Raw genomic sequence first — 19211 nt, 5'->3', positions numbered from 1 at the left:
GGAAGACGATGAACTGGAAAAAAACCTGAATTTTATTTTGAAATTATTTCCTGGCTGCCATCCGCCAGGGTGCGAACAGCGACCGGCAGTATGTTCGGCAAGGCTTTGAGCAAGGCCTCGGTGTCATCGGATTTGAACACGCTGGTCAGACGCAGGTTGGCCACCGTCGGGTTGGCGACTTTCAGCGGTTTGTCGCGATAACGCGATACTTCTTCGGCGACCTCAGCGAGGCTGGCGTTGTTGAACACCAGTTTGCCGCTGCGCCACGCGGTGATTTGCGCCGGGTTGACCGCATAAGCCGAGGCGACCACGCCTTGCGCATCAACCCGCGTACCGAGGCCTGCGGTCAAGCTGACGAACCGGTCATCCGGCGCACCTCGCCCCTGCACCTTGACCGTGCCCTGCTCCACCGCAACCCGGGTTTGTGTCAGGTCGCGGCGTACATCGAAGCGGGTGCCGGTGACCGTAACCTTGCTGCTGCCGGCCTCGACCACAAACGGGCGCGCCGTATCGTGCTCGACGCTGAACATGGCTTCGCCCGCCGTCAGCTCGATGACGCGGCGATCCTTTTCATAACGCACTTTCAGATGGCTGCGGCTGTTGAGGTCGATCAGCGAACCGTCCGGCAGCGCCACGTGTTTGCGCTCGCCCGACGCTGTGGCGAATTCGGCGCTGTAGCCGTCCGGATGATTCAGACCGCTGAATAATCCGAATCCGAGGGCAACCGTCAGCACACTGGCGGCGACTGCATATCGCATCCATGGCCGAGGTTTCGCAGGGGTTTCGCACAGCGCTTTAAGGCGTGGCGCAGGCAGCAGATCAGCGGCCGACCACAAGCCTTGCAGCAACTGGAATTCATCACGGTGCTGCGCATGTTCGCTGAGCCACGCCTCGAAGCGCTGCTGCTCGTCGGCGCTGACGGCTGGCTCCTGCAAACGCACAAACCAGCGTGCCGCCTCATCGCGCACCGTTGTCGGCCCGCACGCGCAATCACGGGTATCCATCATGGAATGTCCTGTCGGGCTGGGGAGGAAAACTGACGGCGGCTCATGATTGCGCCCCGTCCAGGCGATCACGCAGGTGCCGCAGGGTGCGGATCATATACTTTTCCACCATGTTCTTGGACAGGCCGAGGCGCTCGGCGATTTCCGCTTGAGTCAGGCCTTCGATCTTCTGCCAGACGAAAATCCTGCGGCAATTGACTGGCAGTTCCGTGAGCGCTTTTTCGATCGAATCGGCCAGCTGGATCGCATGCATGTAATGCTCCGGGTCGCCGGACGACGACACCCCGTGATCGATGGCCTGCGACTCCATCGCACCGCGTCGATCCTCCCGCCGATAACCGTCCACCGCGATGTTGCGCGCGGTCTGGTGCAAATACGCCCGCGGTTGCTGCACCGCCGAAGAATCCGATTCGAGCACCCGCACAAAGGTGTCGTGCGCCAGATCCTCGGCCTGCTGACGATTACGCAGGCGACGGGTCCAGGTGCCGATCAACTCTTCGTAATGCTCGAAAAAGCCGGGTCTGCGGGAGCGCATGGGGTGATTGCGGCGTGCTGAGGAAGGGGCGTGAATAGTAATGCTTCGTATTAAGGCGAAGCAATGTATTCCTTGTGTGGGAGTGAGCAGGCTCACCCCCACAGGGGAATTAGCCCTTTTCGTCGATCCCGGCTTGCAGGCTTTGTGTGTCCAGATGACCGCTGAGGGTCACTGGGCCAACTTTCAGATTGCCGTTTTCAACCGAGACTTTTGGTGCTTTGTCGTCGGTCTTCTGCGGCAGATCCAATCCGGCCTTGACTGCATAATCGAGGTTGGTCAGGTCGCTGCTGCTGACCTTCGAACCACCCAGATCAACCTGCCCTTGCGTCGCCGAAATCCGCGCGCCGGTGAGTTGCGTGTTGCCACCGACATTCAGGTTTACGCCTTGGCTGCCGCTGATGCCGGACGCCTGAGTGACGCTGTTTTTGTGCGCGTACTCACCCTCCACTTTCAGCGTCGGTTTGTAGTCGGTGCCGGCCAGTTTGCCCTTGTCGTCGGCCGGGGTCTTTTTGGCAGTCAGGCCCAGATCGACATCGACCTTGGCGTGGTTACTGATGTCCTGACGGCTCTCGACCGTCAGGTCACCGGCAACCTTGCCGCTGACGCTTTGCGCATCGATCGGCGCGCCGCTGAGCTGCACATCCCCGCCGCTGTTCAACACCACAGTGTCAGCCTTGATTTGACTGTTCTGCTGTCTGGTGGCTTGCAGATAATCCACACCGACCTTGGCCCCGGCATTGAAGCCGTGATCGCTGCTGGCCTTTTCATCGGCCGCAGTTGGCGTGCTTTTGCTCAGGTTGCCGCCGGCATTCAGCGCGACGTTCCAGTTGTTGCGGCTGTCGGTGGACTGCGCCGACTCCTGAACGATGCCGCCCTTCTGCGCGTCGAGAGTGACGTTCGGCGCGCTGACCTGCGTGCCTTGCAGGTGAATTGAGTCACCGCTCAACGCAATGCCGCTCTGGCTGTTGAGCTGGCCGCCAGTCAGGGTCTGCGCGTGCTCGTTGACCTGACCGATGTTGAAGTTGCCGCTCAGATTACCGCCCTGATCGCGGCTCTTCTCGCTGCTGGTTTTGCTGCCGCCGGCCTTCAGACCGCCGCCGAGATTGCTGCCAGTCGCGTCATGCGTATCGACGGCGGCTTGCAGATCAAGTTTGCCAACGGCCTTGAGGTCGATGGCGCCAGCGCTATCAATCTTGGTGCCTTGCTGGATCTGATTGCCGCCGCTGCTCAGTTGCACCGGGCCGTTGCCCTGAATGCTCGCCACATGCGCCTGGCTGTCAGTGGTTTGTTTGCCGGTGTGATCGAGTTGGAATCCGGCGCCGAGATCAACGTTGGTGCCGTCGGTGCCGGGCAAGGTGCCAACCGTCAGCGAGGCGTTGCCTCGCAGGCTGGAACTGTCGCTGCTCTGACGATCGTTGGCTTGATTGAGCGCCAGATCGCCGCCAGTGTTGATGCTCACGCCGCCCTGCCCGCCATTGAAATGGCTGCCCTCGAAACGTGCGTCATCGCCGACTTTGATGTTGACGCCTTGCGTGCCGGCATATCCGCCGACCACGGCGGTGGAGTTGTCTTTACTCGACTGACTGCTGCCACCCGCGCCGGAACCTGCGACGTTCACGTCTTCGCCGGTCTTGGTGTAGACGCGCACGTCGACCTTGGCATCGACCGATTTGTCGCTGCTGCTGTGGGTGTTGCTCGCGGCATCGGCGACAAGTTTGTCGGCGCTGATGTTCACTTTGCCGTTGCTGGCATTGTATTGGGTGCCTTGCTCGTTGAGCGTCCCGGCGACCTTTACATCCACACTGCCGCCGTCAAAACGGCTGACCACGGCGTTGCTGTTTTGCTCGGTTGTACTGGCGCTGCCGTGACCGACCGCCACATCAATGCCGACGTTCGGTTGACCCATATTGGCGAGGGAATCCTTGTCCGGAATCTTGCCGCCGAGCACATCTTTGACTGCGCCTGCGATAGGCCGGGCGATATCTTTGTATTCGACATTGGCGCCAATGTCCGCCGACCAGTTGCTCTCGGTGTGGGTGCTGCTGTCCGTGTTGCTCGCGGCGCGGTTATCCACCTGATTCGCGGCGATGTTCAGCCCGCTGCCGGACTTGAGTTGCGCGCCTTCGGTGGTCAGCTTGTCGGCGTTGATCGTCAGGCTGCCACTGCTGTGCACGCTGCTGGTTTGCGCGGTGGTTTTGCTGGCGGAATCTTGCGAAGTGCTGTGGGCGAAATCGACGCCGCTGCCGGCACGGTCGAGGCCGCCGGTGTAGTAGAAACCGCCGCCAGTGCTGGTTTTGTCAGTCGCGGTTTGGTGGCTGTCCTGCTCGGCCAGCAGCGAGACGTTTTTGCCGCTCAGCTCGGTGTCGCCGGCCGTGGATTTGACCTCGGAGCCTTTGAGCGTGACGTCGCCACCGGCCTTCACTTGCACCGTGCCACCAGCCAGGCTGGAGCCTTGCTGTTTGACGTCATTGACGGTGACGGTTTGCTGCTTGTCTTCGTAGTGCACACCGGCACGGTACTGCTCCGGCGTCTGCTCTTTGGCGTAGGCATCGAAACCACGGGTGTGTGTGCTGTCGCTGCTGTCGTGGGTGTTTTGCGTCGAATGCACGTTCACATCGCCCGCTGCATCAGCCGTCAGCGCGCCGCCAGCCTTGACCGAGGAACCCGCGACTTCGATGTCCTTGGCGCTTTTGAGCTTGAGGTTGCTGTCCGACACCAGCTCGCTGCGCACGGTGGTGCTGTCCTTGCTGTTCTGTCGAGATTCGTCTTTGCTGATGCCAAAGAACTTGCTGTCCTTGTCATGGTTGTTGCTGTGCGAGGTGTCTTGCACGCCGTCGATCACCAGCGAACCCTTGTCGCTGATCACGCTGGCTTCAGTGCCGCCGCGCACCTGGCTGCCGCTGATGCGTACATCGTCAGCCTTGACGATCAGCTTGCCGGCGGCGTTGATTTTGCTGCCCTGATGCTGAGTCTGGCCCTTGTCGGCGTCGCCGGTCTTGCCGAAGAAACCGCCGCCGACCAAGTCGCCGGAATAGCGATTGTCGCTGCTGCGATTGGTGCGCGTGGCGGTGCTGATTTCCACCTGTTTGCCGGCCAGTTGCAAATCGCCCGCACTGGTCAGTTCAGCGCCTTCGGAGCGCAACAGCGCGGCAGTTTGCAGGGCAATGTTGCCCGCCTTCAACTGACTGGTGACGCTGCGCTGCTCCTCGCTGCTGGTGTCCCAATCGGCTTTCCACAGGTGTTTGCGGTGGTTGCCTTGATCGGTCTGGGTGTGGCTTTCGGTGGCAGCGCTCAGACGCAAATCGCCGGCGCTTTGCACGCTGAGATTTTTCGCGGCTTCAACCTTGGCGGCCTTCAGCTCGGTGTCTTTGCCGGAAGACAACTGCGCGTCGCGGCTGGCGATGATCTGACTGCCGTGCTGACGCGAATCGCTATCGGTTTGAGTGCGGTCGTAGGTTTCCCACGTGATGCCGATGGTGCTGTTGTTCCAGTTTTCGCGCGTCTCTTGCAGCTTGCGGCTTTCGACGGTGCTCAGGGTCAGGTTGCGCTTGGCATCGACTTTCACATCACGAGCGCTGACGTCAGTGGCAGCCAACGTCAGGTCCTTGCCGCTGTGTAAACCGACATCACCGTGGCTGCTGCGAATGCCGGCGCGAGTGACGTCGAGGCTGTCCGGAAGCGCTTGACCGCTGACGCTCAAATCACCCGCCGAACGAATCTGCACGCCGTCACGCCCAGCCACTTGCACCGCGCCAACTCGCACGCCTGCGCCTTCAGCAGTGCTGACGATGTTGATGCGCCCGGCCTGCATCGCGCCGAACAGGCTGGCATCAATGCGCTGGTCGGTGGTGTTGCCCGCCGGATCGACTGCTTTGACCTGACCGCTGGCGTAATCCACCTGATTGCGCCCCACCGTGAGGTTCAATTGATCACGCGCAGTGATTGCGCCCTGGCTGTCGATGCGAGGCGCGATCAGGTTGATCGCGCCTTCGCCATTGCGCAGGCCGCCACTTTGAATCTGCAACTGGCCCGTCGCATCGCGGGTGCTCAGCGCTTGCAGTTTGCCGTCGTTCAATTCAGGACGGCCGACCACCAGATTGGCGTTCGGGGTGTTGATGAAACTGCCGCCATTCACCGAAATGCCGTTCGGGTTGGCCAGCACGTAATCAGCGGCGCGACCGAAAATTTCCTGCGCGCCGTTGATGGCCGACGGGTTGCGGCTGATCACTTCGTTGAGGATCACGCTCGCTGCCTGGCCCTGCAATTGCGGGTTGGCCGCCAGTTGCCCGGCGAGCTGCGATTGCCCGGCCTGCAATGCATTGTTCAGCACCAGCCCCTGACGGTCGACGTTGTAGTCGAGGAACTGGTTGTGCGACAGGCCCGAGCCGTTGGGCGCAACGATGTTGACGATCGGGACGCCGCCCTGAGTCTGCAATTGCGCGGTGCCGCCGGGGCCGGGTGCGACCACCACACCGCCGGCCACAGCGCTCGGCAGGTGTGCAGCGATGAACAGGCTGGCAATCGCCCAGCGCAGTTTGCCCCGTGGGGAAAGATCAAACGCAAAAGTGTTCATTGGCATAAATAACTCTCCGTGTAGTGCGGCATCACGTTGCGCGTTGGGATCAAGGCCTCGGCTGTCGCGCTCAGATCCGAGGCTGGTTGTTCACTGACATTCATATCTGCGCCCTCAAATCTGCACACCGACCCGCATCAGCCAGGTTTCAGGCTCGCTGTGCAGGCCGGTTGGCGTGTTGAGGCTGCGTTGGTAATCGACATCGACTTGCAGGTTTTTCCAGCCCAGATTGAGACCGACACTGGCGCCGCTCAGGCGTTGGCCCTGCGCGCCGTGGTCAGCCTTGATCCAGCCGTGGTCGAGGCCAACCCGTGGGGTGATCTGCATCGGCAAGTCGCTGCGCAGCGGCAGGCGCAAGGTGTTGCGCCAGATCGCACCGCTGGCGCCGGAAGCACTGCTGACGCGGTAACCGCGCACGGCGGAATCGTCGGTGCCGAGCAGTTGTTCGATGGCTGGCAGCGGATCGGGGCTGTACTGCAAATTCAGTTGGCTCTGCCATTGCCAGGCTTGCGTGCCGAGCTGGCCGTTGCGCCATTGGCTGAGGCCGGCGCGGTATTTGCGAAACTGTGCTTTTGGCAGGTTGTTGACCTGGCGCTGGGCATCGTCGTCGGCGCCGAACCAGCGCAGGCCCTGGGCGTAATTGAGGTCGAGGTTCCACACCGCGCGGTCGAGCCAGAACAGATTGAGGCCGGCTTCAGCCACGGTGAGCGTCGGGCTTTGAATACCCAGGCGAACGTTTTCCAGATAGCTGTCGACGTCTTTGTGCGCCAGTTGCAGGTTGGCGCTGAGCTGATGACTCTGGTCGCGCCACAGCACGCGATCTGCACGCAGGCTGACTTGATCGGTGATGCCAGTGCTGTGGAGAGTCAGGCTGCTGAGCTTGAACGGTGCGCGATATTCGGCGTGGCTGGCAAAGGTGCTGAAGGTCCAGTAGCCGTAAGGAATCGCGTAATACAGGCTGGCGTTGCGGCTGTAGCGATCGCCCTGATTGAGTGTGTCGCTGGCGCTCAAACTCAACAGATCGTTGAGTTGCAACGGGCTGTCGAGGCTCAGGCTGAGGGTGTCGCGATCACGCCCGGTACTGGCACTGCCGAGGTTGTCGATGCCGGCTCCGAGCGTCCAGCGTGACTGGCCGGAGGTGCGCGAACGCAGGATGATTTTCGACGCGCCGGGTTGGCTGCCGGGGGCGATGTCAGCGGTCAGATCGACTGAGCGCAAGCGGTTCAGTTGATCGAGGCCCTGCTCCAGATCGCGCAGGTTCAACGGCTTGCCGAGCATGCCGGGGAACGCGCCGCCCAATGATACCGGCAGGCTCTGGTCAGCCAGTTCGATGGCTTCGATGTAGCCCTCGTCGACCAGAATATCCAGCGACTGCCCGGCGACTGGCGCGCTGCTCAGGTACGGGCGGCTGGCGATGTAGCCCTGCTCGACGTAGAGCGCGGTGATGGTCGCCAGCAGGTGATTGATCTGGCCAACGCCCATGCACGGCGCCAACAGCGGCTTGATCCGTGCGTTGAGTTTTTCGCTGTCGATCAGCGTAACGCCGCCGATGCGCGTACCGCTCAAGGGCCAGCAGCGTTCATCAGGTTTGACCGATTCGGCAAGCACCGGAGTGACCGGTGCCGGCCCGAAAGCGCCGCGCTCCAGTTGGCGCTTTCTCTGCTCGAGCTGAAGCTGTTGCAGATCGCGCTGTTGCTGTTGTTGCTGGCGCAGTACCTCCTGACCCGGAGCGACTGGTTCAGCGGCGAATACGCTGGGTGCACACACACTCAACAGCAAGGCCGACAACAGCGGACGAGGCAGACAATTACGACGAGGTACAGCGCAGAACGAATACGGCACTCAACATCCTTGCAATCAACTGGCGTAATGCCATGCCATCAATAGCCGTGATAGTCAGAGCCTTCCTACACAAATGCAAGACGCGTCCTACAACGCTTACATTTTTTAAACAAATGCTTTCCTGGCACCAAAAACAAGCAGCAACACAATGCCATTGCACACCATCAGGGTTTCCCCGAGTGCCTGGCTCCAGGCCGCGAGCATCAATCCGCCACCAATCAGCAGGTAGTAGAGCAAGCCCAACAACGCCCCTGCGGTGCCGCGCCGATCTGCGTAATTGGCCAGCGCCGAACCAAGAATATTCGGGATCGCCATGCCGAAAGCCAGCACCACCAGCACCATTGGCAGTACGAATACGCCGCTGTCTTGCAACCGCCATACACCGACGCCGCCGGTCAAACCGACGAGCGCGGCGAACCGTATCAATTGCAGTGCACTGAACCCTCGACGCAGCAGACGTTTGTTCAGCCATGCTCCAAACCCCGAGCCCAACGCCAGCACTACACCGCTGTAACCGAACGCGGACGCGCTCAGGCCAAGTCGCTCGAACATGAACGGGCCGAGGCTGTAATAGCTGAATAACGCGATGTTGAATGAGGCGACGCAAACAGCCGAGCGCCAGATCGACCAATCCCGCAGCATCCGTGCGAGCGTTTCGATCAGACCGGCAGACGTCTGTTGAGGTGGACGGGTTTCCGGCAAAGCGCCCCAACTCCAGAACCACAAGCCCAGTGCCAGCAACAACAAGGCGCCGAGCACGCCGCGATAACCGAAGCTCTGGACCAGCATCGATCCACTGAACAGGCCGAGCGCCGGACTGGCCGCCAGCGCCATGCCTACCAGCGAAAACACCTGCGACAGTTGCACCCCCTCAAAGCGGTCACGCAGCAACGTTTGCGTCACCACCGAGCCGACCGCCGCCCCGAATGCCCCCATCGCCTGAGCCATCAACAGCCCCGTGAAGCTGCTGACACTCAGTGCCCAGACCGACGCCAGTGCGTAAATCGCCAGCCCGGCAAGCATCGAAGGTCGACGTCCGATCAAGTCGCACACCCGGCCCCACGTCACCACACCCACGGCAAATGCCAGAAAATACACCGACGCAGTCTGCCCGGCCGCCTGCGGGCCGACACCAAAGGCTCGGCCGATTTCGCCGAGCGCCGGGCTGTACAGGGTCTGCGCGATCTGCGGAAACATCAGCAATGCAATTGCCAGCACCAAAAGACGGCGACTGTTCATTTGCGTGTCACTCCTCAAGTTGAACCGCGAGGAGTTTAAAGAGCCGCACTTGGCGTACTATCCAGACTTTGCCAACTTATCGTTTAAATCGGACAAATCATGGCGTGGCTTGATGCAACAGCAACATTTGATCCCGACCTGTTCGAAGCGCCGGTGATCGGCATTGCAGCCGCCCTCGGCGACCATGACTCCGGGCTGCATCAACATCAGCGCGGACAATTGCTCTACACCCGCGAAGGCTGCACGCGCATCACGCTGGCGGAGCAATTGTGTCTGCTGCCACCTTCGCGCGCGGCATGGATTCCCCCCGGCATCATTCATCGCGCAGTGATGCAGCGCAGCGTGGACTACCGCTCCATCTACCTGACCGCTGAGCTATGCCGCGACCTGCCACAACAGGTGTGCGTGATTGAAGTGAGTTCGTTGTTACGAGCGGTATTGGAACCGATGGCGATGGCCGACTTCGACACTGATTGGCAACGGGGCAAATTCGTCCACTTGCTGGCGTTGAGCCTGAACGAAATCCGCGACGCGACGCATCAACCGATGCTCTTGCCGCTGCCGAATGACAAGCGCCTGGCGTCCCTGTTGGCCACACCCGAGCGCCTGCCACCGGAACTGCAACAGCTTGAGCAACAAATCGGCGCGAGCAGCCGCACCATCGGCCGAATCTTCCAGCGCGAGACCGGCATGAGCTATCAGCAATGGCGCCAACAATGGCGACTGATGCGCGCGATGGAGCTACTGACCCTCGGACGCAGCCTCAGTTACTGCGGCTTTGAACTGGGGTTTGCCAGCGATAGCGCGTTCATCGCTTTCTTCAGAGCCTTGACCGGCACCACGCCTGGAAACTGGGTCAAGGCAAGCAGCTGACGGCCGACATGACACGCTCGGTTTGCGCTGGATCATGATGATGGATGCAAGCTTCGGACTCCGGCCGCGCCGAGTGCCGATGCCCATTGATCACTCAGGCCTGCGGGGTTTTGCGAAAGCCTACGGCCAGGCGGTTCCAGCTGTTGATGGTGCTGATCGCCACGCTCAGATCGACCATTTCTTTTGGCGAGAAATGCGCGGCGACGGCTTCGTAATCCTCATCTGGCGCGTGGGTCAGGCTCAATTGGGTCAGCGATTCGGTCCACAGTAATGCAGCGCGTTCACGCTCAGTGAAGAACGGCGCTTCACGCCAGGCCGTCACGGCGAACAGGCGACGCGGGGTTTCGCCACCCTTGATCGCATCGGCGGTGTGCATGTCGATGCAGAAGGCGCAGCCGTTGATCTGCGAGGCGCGCAGCTTGACCAGTTCGATCAGGGTCTTTTCCAGTGGCAGTTTGGATACGGCGGTCTCCAACGCGATCATCGCTTTCAGTGCATCTGGGGAGGCGGTGTAGAAATCGATACGAGGTTTCATGGTTGTGCTCCGGGGCAAGTGAATGTGTGGCTACGTTAGACCCGAGGCGGGTTCAGACAAATAGCCAATCTCCCGGAAGACGAGTAGGCCACTTGGGCACCGACATGGATGACCGCTCGTCACATGGCTGGCACCAAGCCTTTCACGCGTCAGACCAATATCAGGTAAATCCCCTTTTTGGAGACGTACCATGAAGACGCGCAAATTTACTTCGTTGTTATTGGCCGGCCTGCTGGCCACGGCTTCCGCCGCCACCTTCGCTGCCAACGACGGCGCTGATGCGACCGGCACCAAATCCGGCGCTACCAGCGGCTCGACCATGCCGCCGGACAACACGCCGGGCGCGCCTTCTGGCGGTAATTCCGGCAGCGGCGGCACCGGCACCAATGGCGGCGCCAGTGGCTCAGGTTCGGGTGCTGGTGGCGGCACCGGCTCGGCGGGCGGCGGGACGGGCGGTGCCGGCGGTGGCACTGGCGGCTGAACGAACAAGAGCCGGCCAAAGTGAGCAGCATGGTCGGTTTTGATTGCGCTCGTGATCAGCGATCCGAGCGCAGCAGCTCGCCAATTCCCCCATCCATCGACAGCACTGCGGCGCGATTGCGTCCGGCGTTTTTCGCCTGATACAACGCCGCATCGGCACGCTGGATGAACACTTCAATGCTGTCGTTACCGCGTGGGATAAACGAATAACAGCCCAGACTCACGGTGAGATATCCAGTGGGCGAACCACTGTGAGTGATGTGCTTGTCCATGACGCTGCGGCGGATCTGCCCGGCGATCGCCAGCGCCCCGTTGATGTCGGTGTCCGGCAGCAACACTGCGAATTCCTCGCCCCCATACCGCACCGCCAGATCGGACTTGCGCTGGCAGCAGCCCTTGACCACCTGCGCCACCTGAGTCAGGCAATGGTCACCAGCGACATGGCCATAGGCGTCGTTATAGCGCTTGAAAAAATCGATATCGAGCATGATCAGGCTCACCGGGCTCGACTGCCGCGCGCCACGGGCGAACTCGATATCCAGCGAACGCTCGAACAGACGCCGATTGGCCAGGCCGGTCAGGCTGTCGTGGGTCGCAATCAGTTCCAGCGCACGCTGGGCCTTGCGCAAGTTCTTCTCGATCCGCTCACCATCACGCACTTGATGAATGAACACCCAGCCAAACAGCCCCACCCCGAGCATCACCAACGCCACGATCACGCTGGATTGAAACGCCCGGGCATGCCAACTCTGCAAAATCGTGTCACGCGACGACGAGGCCGCAACCACCAATGGATACGCCGCTAATTGCCGATAGCCGTAAAGGCGCATGACGCGGTCGAACACCGATTCGATCATCGCCGTGCCCGCCGGGGCATTGGGCAACAGCTTCTGATAAATCTCGTTTTGCGCCATCGAGGTGCCAATCAGCGATTCAACGAACGGTCGACGCGCGAGCAAGGTGCCATCGGTCAACGCGAGGAACATCGTGCCGTTGTCGTCGAGGCTGAAGCTTTTGAAGAACTGGTCGAAGTACGACATCTTGATGCCGGCCATCAACACGCCTTGAAAGTTGCCCAGCCGGTCATTGACGCGTTTGGAAATCGGGATGATCCATTCACCGTTTTCGCGACTGCGAATCGCCGGGCCGATGTGCGCTACCGCAGAGACATTCTGCTGGTGAAACTTGAAGTATTCGCGATCCGCCACGCCGTTGCCGCGCGGCAAGTCAGGAAACGAGGTAATCACCCACTGCCCGTTACGGTCGAACAGAAACATGCCGTGCAACTGCTCGAGTTGCTGCACGCGCCGCGCCAGGGTTTTCTGCAAACGCGGCTTTTGCGTTGCGCCGTAGCCATCGTCTTCGATCCAGTCGACCAGACTGGTCAGCACCAGATCGGCAGCCAGAAAAGTGTCTTCAGCCTGTTGCGCCATCGCCCGGGTCAAGTTAGCCGATGCCATCTGCGCAATCGCCAGATCCTGGCGCCGCGACTGTTCCAGTTGCAGGTACAGCAAACCGAACAGACACAAACACACCGCAACGATAAACAGCGCCGCCGCTTTACGCAGCGGCAGCCGTTTCAACGTGCCACCGGGGGCCTGATGCGGATCGTGAATGGGGATAGGCAAAAGCATGTCCTGGGCAGGTACGACAGGGGCCAAAGCCCGAAACCCTTGGTTGTGGTGAGCGTAGTTCACCGGGGGGCGCGGGGCAAACAAGTACGACCGCGATTGGCCCGACGTTGTGGGTATCGGCGCGAGGGGGAAATGGATGACGGGTTTGGGGAAATATTTTTTCGACAGTTGCGGGAGGGATTTGCTCGCCCTCCCGTCAACAGTGAGCTCAGGGCTTATTGACTTCGCGCAGTAGATCAGCGACCGGGATATTCATGGTGTTTGAGTAGTAGGGATTGTAGCCGTAGGCGGTGACGACGACTTTGCAGGGGATTTGTTGTTTGCCGGAGAGGAGCTGGTTGATTTCTGCCGGTGACAGATTTCTTTCCGAACTACGGCTACTGGAGGTCTCGGTAACGAACGCGCTGGTGAAATACGTGAATCTCGCCTGATTACCTTCATTTCTTTCAGACTCTATCAAGCCGAATGCAGAAAATCGCAAAGATTTGCCAGGCGAGAAATCCTGGTCTTCTCCCAAAGCGCACTTGAGCTTGCCTGAGACCATGCCTTGTCTTTCTCCTCGATCAAATAGATCCAGCACATCAACATCCGACTGATACTTGATGGCATACAAACTGAGGCTGCCTTCTCTTTCAACAGATAGAAAACTCAAATTTGCTGGAGGCTTGGTGTGATCTTTCGCGCAGCCCGAGCAAATAATTAGAAGCACGCACAGGAGACCTTTCTGCATCACGGGAACTCCTTCATGATTGCCTCAAACAACAGGTCACTTGCCGATTTGTCACCGGCGATACGCGCCGTGAAAAGCCCGAATGCATTTGCATGATTCGCGTCGACATTGGCATTTATTGAAGGCCCACAAGAGATCAGCCATTTTTCACCAAATTCAGCTACCCCATCTGACTGATCTTTCTTGCTGGGTGTAGCCTTTACGTTGATCCAGTCGACAGCGACCGGGGCAGGACGCTCGCGATAGATGTCCGAGCCCAACCAGACCAACGCCCCTTCACCCACCGGATCAAGGGTGACCAACATCTGTACTCTATAACCCCATTCCGACATTATTTTTGTCAGATGAGCGCCATTCCAGCCGCCGAGGCTATGTCCAACTATGTAGACAGGACAGCTTTTGTACGGAATCAGGCTCAGAACATGCCGCTGAATGTCTTGTTTCCCCCTGACCTCGTTGTAGCCCAACCACTCAGACTTGTACTTGCCGTCTTTTATCAACTTTTGTGTGCGGACATCGAATTTATCCCGCGCTTCCAGGATATTTTCATATGGTCCTGAAAAATAATAACTCTCCTTATCCCCAGCGCCCCCGATAAACACAACAATCGCTTTAGTGCTCTCCACCGGAACAGCCTTATCACTGACATCCTTCTTATTCGTCAGCGCATGTTCCTTGTGCAGCTTGTAGTTGTTGCCTTTCTCACACGTCACCGTTTCAGCAGCCATGCCTCACTCCTCCAAAAACAGCTTGATGGTTTCAGGAAGATGCGAGCTGACTGTGTGCGTGAATCCAGAAGAGTCAGAAACGCCAGGCTCCATGCGCCCGTCCGCGCGCTGAATCATGTACGGATGGTTGGGCATCGGTTCGCCGGTCACGTCGTTGACCAGTTTCAATCGGTCGGTGAAGTGCACTGGCATGGACTGCAGGCCGCTGAAAGGCGCGACGACTACGGTGTCGCCAATGATGACCGTGCCGGAACCACCAATAATCACGTTGCCGTGGCCACCGGTACTGTCCAGTGTCGCGGCGTTCAAACCATTGATAAACACCGTCGAAGATACAGCGCCCGTGATCGGGCTGCCGCAGGCGGATTTGTCAGTTAATCGCGCCGCCGCCAAACCGTCGAAATTTACATCGGGCGAGCCGCTGGCAATCGGGTTGGTACCGTGTCCCGGCAGTGGGCAGGATGTTGGATCGGTGACTCGGGCTGCTGGTTTACCGCTCATGAAGGCTCCTTGCGTGAGAAGTGCTAGTCCATTTGCGCGCAAGCATGCGCGAAGTAGCCTAGCGCTTCAAATCCGAAAACAAGAAGGGCGTCCATCTGGACGCCCTTCTTGTTCAACTGTCTGTCATTCCATCAGCGCGATGGCGGAACCCGGATATCCCCTGCCCGGCATTGGGTTTTCACGCCTTTGCCGCATGTACCGAATTGCAGATCCTTGCCCATGCACACGCGCACTTCCGACAGCTCCGGGCCGTTACAAATGACCGCGATACCGTTCGCCGCGATGCCGGGGTTGCTCTTGCGAAACAGGTCGGCAATTTCCTGCGCCTCGAAGTAATACGAGGTGCTGAACGGTTGCAGTTCCTCGGGGACTTTCACTGCTGCAACGGCTTTATCAGATGCATCCAGATAGCCCATCGCGCCGAGGCCGCTGCATGTGCCGTGTTTGGCCCATTCATGATCAAGCAGCTTTTTCGTTGGAAATAACGTCAAACCTTTGGCCGTTTCCGCCGCCGAAAGGTTGGTTACCGGCGGGCAGGATTCCGGCCAGCCGCCTTTGGCGTATTGCGGCCACAAACCGTGCAGGACAAATCCGTAGCCTTTGCCGGAACATTGCGCGTCGTCCTTGTGGGTCAGACAGAACGTCGGCGACCACGACAGCGTCAGCAGGTAGTAATCGAACACCCCCGCCACTGACTCCGCTGGCGCTTGGCTGGTTTGCGACTGGCGCGCCGAACTCACGCCAATGCCGCCGACCGTCAGCGCAATCAGGGCCATAATTGTAAGAAGTTTTTTCATGTTCCCGCTCCTTGGGACGCCTGCGTCCGTGGTTTCCGTGACTGACCAACACTGGGTCAGAGGGTATTGAGTCACGCATGTGTTGCAAGCGCATGACGCAGGACAAAACCTGCATTACTTTGAAAGGACTACGATTAAGTCAAATCACCCTAGGGAACCGACATGAGTAAAGCAGACGAACTCGCCGCGAAACTCAAACAAACCCGGCACACCCATGCTGACGAAATCACCAGCGCCGAACTGGACATCGATTGCTGGCCAGCGCTGGTCTACGACCTGTACCACCGCATCGAAGCCTGGTTGCAACCGGTCACCGAAGTCGGACTGAAAATTCGACGCGTTCCTACCCATGTATGCGAAACGTCGCCGGACGGCGAGCCGCATAACTACGCCATCGACCAGCTACTGATCGAAGCCAACCACCACAGCCTGACGTTTGATCCCATCGAACGCTTCACCGCGGACGGCGCCGGTCGCGTACAGATCAAATTGCCGGGCGAAGATGCGTCGCTGCTGCGCACGGTCGATGAACATGGCGAGAGCCACTGGTGGTTGCAGACAATCGAGAGCGGGCAACAACTGGATGCGATTGCGTTGACGGAAAACAACCTGCTGCAAGTGGTGCAGGAAGGCCTGGGCTTGTAAGAGGCGTTACTGGCGCCGCGTCGAGCAGTATTCGACGATCACCCGCGAGAGCGCGGCGATCATTTGTGCATCGGCATGCTCGGCGCTAAACAGACGAAACTGCGCGTCCGGCAATGGCGGCAAGCCCAGCTCAGCACCAAGCGCCGTCAGGCCATGCCCAAGCTGACTGGCGGCCATGGGTGCTACGGCGAAACCGGCCAACGCGGCAGCACGCAGGCCAGCGGTGCTGGCGCACAGCATGGTGGTGCGCTGGGCAATGCCGGCCTGAGCCAGACGGGTCAGCGCCGCTTCGCGATACGGGCACGGCTCGGGGAACAGCGCCAGCGGCAACGGCGTCGGCAACGCGAGCATAGGTTGCGCCGACCACGCCCATACCAGCGGTTCTTGCCAGAGCAATAAACCCGGCTCGCTGGTTTCGCACACGGAACCGATCACCAATTCCAGATCGCCCTGCTTCATGTGCTTGAGCAACGTGCCGGGAATATTCACCTGCACGTCGATCTGCATGCCCGGATGCGCGGCCGCGCAGTCCTGCAACGCGCGCAACAGCCGCGCCTCGACGAAATCCTCTGACACACCGATGCGCACTCGCCCTTCAAACGGCGCGCGCGTGAGTTGCGCCCAGGCATCGCGGTTCAGCGCCAGAATCGTGCGCGCATAGGCGATCAAGCGCTCGCCATCGGCGGTCAATTGCTGGGATCGGGTGGTGCGTTTGAGCAGCGGTTTACCGACCTGCTCCTCGAGTCGGCGCAGATGGCCGCTGACCGCCGATTGGGTCAAATGCAGCTTTTGCGCGGCACGGCCGAAGCCGTCCTCATCGACAACGGTGACAAACGTCTTGAGCAACAGGGCGTCGAACATAGTGAGATATGTGATCAATGGCTGAATTATTTACGATTTATAGTTCGCGGCCAGCTATGTTGCAATGCCTCGATTCCCATCGTTAATCGAGACTCCCCATGACCACCCTTCTGCACATTGAATGCTCGCCGCGCAAACAGCGCTCCGCGTCACTGGAAATCGCCCATAGTTTCATCAGCCGCTTTAAACAAAATAATCCAGACACCCAGCTGGAAACCCTCGACCTGTGGGACTGCCAACTTCCGGAGTTAGATGACGAGGTGTTGAACGCCAAGTACGCGGGGATCAACGGCACGCCCCTGACTGCGGCGCAACAATCGGCCTGGGACGCTTTTGCAGCACTCGCCGCCCCTCTGCACCGCGCAGATTTCATAGTGCTGTCGGTGCCGCTGTGGAATTTCAGCATTCCTTACAAGCTCAAGCATTTCATCGATCTGGTATCCCAGAATGGCATTCTGTTCAGCTTCGATCCAGAGCACGGCTTGCAAGGTCTGCTCAAGGGCAAAACAGCTGTGGTCGCTTATGCGCGTGGAATGGATTTCTCGGCGCAATCGATTACTCCGGCCGTACGTTTCGACTTTCAAAAGCCTTACGTCGAAGCATGGCTGGCGTTCATCGGGGTGAGCGATGTGCACGCGCTGATTGTTGAGAAAACCCTGCTTGGCGCGGACGTCGATCTATCTTCGCGGGATACAGCCAATCAACAAGCCAAGGCGTTGGCGGATGCACTGAGTGCCTGACCGGGGTTGCCTGATGACCGGTCTTACGCTCTAAACTGGCATTCCCTACATCAGGCCAGCCCGATAAACATGCGAACGATAAAAAATACAATGTTGCTCGGCACACTCCTGTCGCTGAGTTTTGCGGCTCATGCAGAGGAGAAACTTTCCCACCTCGACGCCGTTCAGCAAAAAGGCGAACTTCGCGTCTGCACCACCGGCGACTACAAGCCTTACACTTTCAAACGCACCGACGGTGCATACGAAGGCATCGACATCGCCATGGCGCAATCGCTGGCGGACAGTCTCGGGGTGAAGGTCGAATGGGTGCAAACCACCTGGAAAAACCTGATGCCCGATATGCAGGCCGGCAAGTGCGACATCGGCGTCGGCGGGATTTCGGTGACGCTGGAGCGGCAGAAAAAAGCCTTCTTCAGCAACACCCTCGACGTCGACGGCAAGATCCCGCTGGTGCGCTGCGCCGAGCAGGCCAAGTACCAGAGCATCGAGCAGATCAATCAGGCGAATGTGCGTCTGGTCGAGCCGGCCGGAGGCACCAACGAAGCTTTCGTTCACGCCTTCCTGCCCAAGGCGCAACTGGCGCTGCACGACAACGTGACGATCTTCGAGCAACTGCTCGACAACAAGGCCGACGTGATGATCACCGACGCGTCCGAAGCGCTGTACCAGCAGAAGCTCAAGCCGGGATTGTGTGCGGTCAACCCGAGCCAGTTCATGCAATACGGTGAAAAGGCGTATTTGCTGCCGCGCGATGACATCAGCTGGAAACTGTATGTCGATCAGTGGCTACATTTAAGCAAGGTCACCGGCAAATATCAGAAAGTGCTGAGTGAATGGATTGCCGTGCCGGTGGCAGAATAATCTTCAGCCTCATGCATCATCGACAGTGCCGGTTCAGCTTCGAACCGGCGCGACACAAGGAATCTCCATGCAGTTCATCCCTCTGACCGACGCCAGCCCCACGATCCAGGCGCATGTACGCACCCTTCGCAATCAGGAAGATGTGCGCAAATACATGTACACCTCGCACGAAATTTCCGAGCAGGAACATGCGAATTGGCTGTCGTCCCTGAAGGGTAATGCTCGTCAGCAGGTGTTTGTGGTGCTCAAGGACGATCTGGGGGTTGGCGTGGTTGCGCTTAATGCAATCAACGCTCAGCATAAAAGCGCGGACTGGGCGTTTTATCTCGACGTGAATTTGCAGGGGAAAGGGCTGGGCAGTGTTATCGAGTTCTGGATGCTGGATTACGCGTTCGATGTTGTCGGGCTGGAGAAGTTGAATTGTGAAGTGCTGGCGAGCAATTCCGCCGTGGTCAAGATGCACCAGAAGTTCGGCTTTGAGGTTGAGGGTGTGCGACGGCAGAATGTGGTCAAGGATGGCGTTCGGATCGATGTGGTTTTGCTGGGAATAACCAAGTCCGAGTGGCTGGAGAAGCGACCGGCGTTGGTGCGGGCTATCGAGCGGATTAGTGCAGGTTGACGGCCTGCCGTGAG

At 59.4% G+C, this 19211-nt stretch carries 18 protein-coding genes; 6 read left to right on the top strand and 12 right to left on the bottom strand.

The window, feature by feature from the left end:
• Positions 1-32: 32 nt before the first annotated feature.
• The 5 genes from ACP7EE_RS19125 to ACP7EE_RS19105 all read right to left on the bottom strand — a co-directional run bounded on the left by ACP7EE_RS19125 (position 33) and on the right by ACP7EE_RS19105 (position 9193).
• Complete coding sequence (locus ACP7EE_RS19125) at positions 33-1007, bottom strand: FecR family protein (RefSeq protein WP_426235895.1); 975 nt, start codon at positions 1005-1007, stop codon at positions 33-35.
• Between the two features lie 40 nt (positions 1008-1047).
• Entirely contained in the window at positions 1048-1539 is a 492-nt protein-coding gene (locus ACP7EE_RS19120; RefSeq protein WP_426235893.1) for a sigma-70 family RNA polymerase sigma factor, read from the bottom strand.
• Positions 1540-1648: 109 nt separating this feature from the next.
• A complete protein-coding gene (locus ACP7EE_RS19115; protein ID WP_426235891.1) occupies positions 1649-6118 on the bottom strand; it encodes a hemagglutinin repeat-containing protein in 4470 nt (1489 codons plus the stop codon).
• A 108-nt stretch (positions 6119-6226) separates the two neighbouring features.
• On the bottom strand, positions 6227-7954 hold the full coding sequence (locus ACP7EE_RS19110) for a ShlB/FhaC/HecB family hemolysin secretion/activation protein (protein WP_426235889.1): 1728 nt from the start codon (positions 7952-7954) through the stop codon (positions 6227-6229).
• A 105-nt stretch (positions 7955-8059) separates the two neighbouring features.
• The gene (locus ACP7EE_RS19105) at positions 8060-9193 is read right to left on the bottom strand and encodes an MFS transporter (protein WP_426235887.1); all 1134 of its coding nucleotides are present in this window, start codon (positions 9191-9193) and stop codon (positions 8060-8062) included.
• A 99-nt stretch (positions 9194-9292) separates the two neighbouring features.
• Here ACP7EE_RS19105 and ACP7EE_RS19100 point away from each other — a divergent pair, with 99 nt between their 5' ends.
• Positions 9293-10066, top strand: coding sequence for an AraC family transcriptional regulator (locus ACP7EE_RS19100; protein ID WP_426235885.1), 774 nt, complete (start codon positions 9293-9295; stop codon positions 10064-10066).
• 94 nt (positions 10067-10160) lie between these two features.
• Here ACP7EE_RS19100 and ACP7EE_RS19095 read toward each other — a convergent pair whose 3' ends face one another.
• Positions 10161-10601, bottom strand: a complete 441-nt coding sequence (locus tag ACP7EE_RS19095) for a carboxymuconolactone decarboxylase family protein (protein ID WP_420650213.1) — start codon at positions 10599-10601, stop codon at positions 10161-10163.
• 190 nt (positions 10602-10791) lie between these two features.
• Between ACP7EE_RS19095 and ACP7EE_RS19090 the strand changes: the two genes are divergently transcribed.
• Positions 10792-11082, top strand: coding sequence for a hypothetical protein (locus ACP7EE_RS19090; protein ID WP_426203834.1), 291 nt, complete (start codon positions 10792-10794; stop codon positions 11080-11082).
• 55 nt (positions 11083-11137) lie between these two features.
• Here ACP7EE_RS19090 and ACP7EE_RS19085 read toward each other — a convergent pair whose 3' ends face one another.
• The 5 genes from ACP7EE_RS19085 to ACP7EE_RS19065 all read right to left on the bottom strand — a co-directional run bounded on the left by ACP7EE_RS19085 (position 11138) and on the right by ACP7EE_RS19065 (position 15471).
• A complete protein-coding gene (locus ACP7EE_RS19085; protein WP_426235882.1) occupies positions 11138-12709 on the bottom strand; it encodes a sensor domain-containing diguanylate cyclase in 1572 nt (523 codons plus the stop codon).
• Between the two features lie 214 nt (positions 12710-12923).
• Positions 12924-13445 carry a hypothetical protein gene (locus ACP7EE_RS19080; protein ID WP_426235880.1) on the bottom strand — a complete coding sequence of 174 codons (522 nt, stop codon included), beginning with the start codon at positions 13443-13445 and terminating at the stop codon, positions 12924-12926.
• The gene (locus tag ACP7EE_RS19075; protein WP_426203839.1) at positions 13445-14173 is read right to left on the bottom strand and encodes an alpha/beta hydrolase; all 729 of its coding nucleotides are present in this window, start codon (positions 14171-14173) and stop codon (positions 13445-13447) included. The genes ACP7EE_RS19080 and ACP7EE_RS19075 overlap by 1 nt, the downstream gene beginning before the upstream one ends.
• 3 nt (positions 14174-14176) lie before the next feature.
• Entirely contained in the window at positions 14177-14674 is a 498-nt protein-coding gene (locus ACP7EE_RS19070) for a PAAR domain-containing protein (protein WP_426203841.1), read from the bottom strand.
• A gap of 131 nt (positions 14675-14805) precedes the next feature.
• The gene (locus ACP7EE_RS19065) at positions 14806-15471 is read right to left on the bottom strand and encodes a ribonuclease T2 (RefSeq protein ID WP_426203843.1); all 666 of its coding nucleotides are present in this window, start codon (positions 15469-15471) and stop codon (positions 14806-14808) included.
• A gap of 162 nt (positions 15472-15633) precedes the next feature.
• Here ACP7EE_RS19065 and ACP7EE_RS19060 point away from each other — a divergent pair, with 162 nt between their 5' ends.
• Positions 15634-16116 carry a hypothetical protein gene (locus ACP7EE_RS19060; RefSeq protein WP_426203845.1) on the top strand — a complete coding sequence of 161 codons (483 nt, stop codon included), beginning with the start codon at positions 15634-15636 and terminating at the stop codon, positions 16114-16116.
• A 6-nt stretch (positions 16117-16122) separates the two neighbouring features.
• Here the strand turns inward: ACP7EE_RS19060 and ACP7EE_RS19055 are convergent, their stop codons facing one another.
• Positions 16123-16977, bottom strand: a complete 855-nt coding sequence (locus ACP7EE_RS19055) for a LysR family transcriptional regulator (RefSeq protein ID WP_426235878.1) — start codon at positions 16975-16977, stop codon at positions 16123-16125.
• Positions 16978-17075: 98 nt separating this feature from the next.
• Here ACP7EE_RS19055 and ACP7EE_RS19050 point away from each other — a divergent pair, with 98 nt between their 5' ends.
• From ACP7EE_RS19050 to pseH, 3 genes are all read left to right on the top strand, one after another.
• Positions 17076-17717 carry an FMN-dependent NADH-azoreductase gene (locus tag ACP7EE_RS19050; protein ID WP_426235876.1) on the top strand — a complete coding sequence of 214 codons (642 nt, stop codon included), beginning with the start codon at positions 17076-17078 and terminating at the stop codon, positions 17715-17717.
• A 69-nt stretch (positions 17718-17786) separates the two neighbouring features.
• Positions 17787-18578, top strand: coding sequence for a transporter substrate-binding domain-containing protein (locus ACP7EE_RS19045; protein WP_426235874.1), 792 nt, complete (start codon positions 17787-17789; stop codon positions 18576-18578).
• A gap of 67 nt (positions 18579-18645) precedes the next feature.
• Positions 18646-19197, top strand: coding sequence for a UDP-4-amino-4,6-dideoxy-N-acetyl-beta-L-altrosamine N-acetyltransferase (gene pseH / locus ACP7EE_RS19040; protein WP_426235872.1), 552 nt, complete (start codon positions 18646-18648; stop codon positions 19195-19197).
• Positions 19198-19211: the final 14 nt, after the last annotated feature.

The sequence above is a fragment of the Pseudomonas sp. TWP3-2 genome, from assembly GCF_049897765.1.
GTDB lineage: Bacteria > Pseudomonadota > Gammaproteobacteria > Pseudomonadales > Pseudomonadaceae > Aquipseudomonas.
This window is presented reverse-complemented; position numbering and strand designations above follow the sequence as displayed.

Bases quoted from the DNA above. Each gene is read 5' to 3' on its own strand.
- ACP7EE_RS19125 (WP_426235895.1), bottom strand. From the start codon at position 1,007: ATGATGGATACCCGTGATTGCGCGTGCGGGCCGACAACGGTGCGCGAT.
- ACP7EE_RS19120 (WP_426235893.1), bottom strand. From the start codon at position 1,539: ATGCGCTCCCGCAGACCCGGCTTTTTCGAGCATTACGAAGAGTTGATC.
- ACP7EE_RS19115 (WP_426235891.1), bottom strand. From the start codon at position 6,118: ATGCCAATGAACACTTTTGCGTTTGATCTTTCCCCACGGGGCAAACTG.
- ACP7EE_RS19105 (WP_426235887.1), bottom strand. From the start codon at position 9,193: ATGAACAGTCGCCGTCTTTTGGTGCTGGCAATTGCATTGCTGATGTTT.
- ACP7EE_RS19100 (WP_426235885.1), top strand. From the start codon at position 9,293: ATGGCGTGGCTTGATGCAACAGCAACATTTGATCCCGACCTGTTCGAA.
- ACP7EE_RS19095 (WP_420650213.1), bottom strand. From the start codon at position 10,601: ATGAAACCTCGTATCGATTTCTACACCGCCTCCCCAGATGCACTGAAA.
- ACP7EE_RS19090 (WP_426203834.1), top strand. From the start codon at position 10,792: ATGAAGACGCGCAAATTTACTTCGTTGTTATTGGCCGGCCTGCTGGCC.
- ACP7EE_RS19080 (WP_426235880.1), bottom strand. From the start codon at position 13,445: ATGCAGAAAGGTCTCCTGTGCGTGCTTCTAATTATTTGCTCGGGCTGC.
- ACP7EE_RS19075 (WP_426203839.1), bottom strand. From the start codon at position 14,173: ATGGCTGCTGAAACGGTGACGTGTGAGAAAGGCAACAACTACAAGCTG.
- ACP7EE_RS19070 (WP_426203841.1), bottom strand. From the start codon at position 14,674: ATGAGCGGTAAACCAGCAGCCCGAGTCACCGATCCAACATCCTGCCCA.
- ACP7EE_RS19065 (WP_426203843.1), bottom strand. From the start codon at position 15,471: ATGAAAAAACTTCTTACAATTATGGCCCTGATTGCGCTGACGGTCGGC.
- ACP7EE_RS19060 (WP_426203845.1), top strand. From the start codon at position 15,634: ATGAGTAAAGCAGACGAACTCGCCGCGAAACTCAAACAAACCCGGCAC.
- ACP7EE_RS19055 (WP_426235878.1), bottom strand. From the start codon at position 16,977: ATGTTCGACGCCCTGTTGCTCAAGACGTTTGTCACCGTTGTCGATGAG.
- ACP7EE_RS19050 (WP_426235876.1), top strand. From the start codon at position 17,076: ATGACCACCCTTCTGCACATTGAATGCTCGCCGCGCAAACAGCGCTCC.
- ACP7EE_RS19045 (WP_426235874.1), top strand. From the start codon at position 17,787: ATGCGAACGATAAAAAATACAATGTTGCTCGGCACACTCCTGTCGCTG.
- pseH (WP_426235872.1), top strand. From the start codon at position 18,646: ATGCAGTTCATCCCTCTGACCGACGCCAGCCCCACGATCCAGGCGCAT.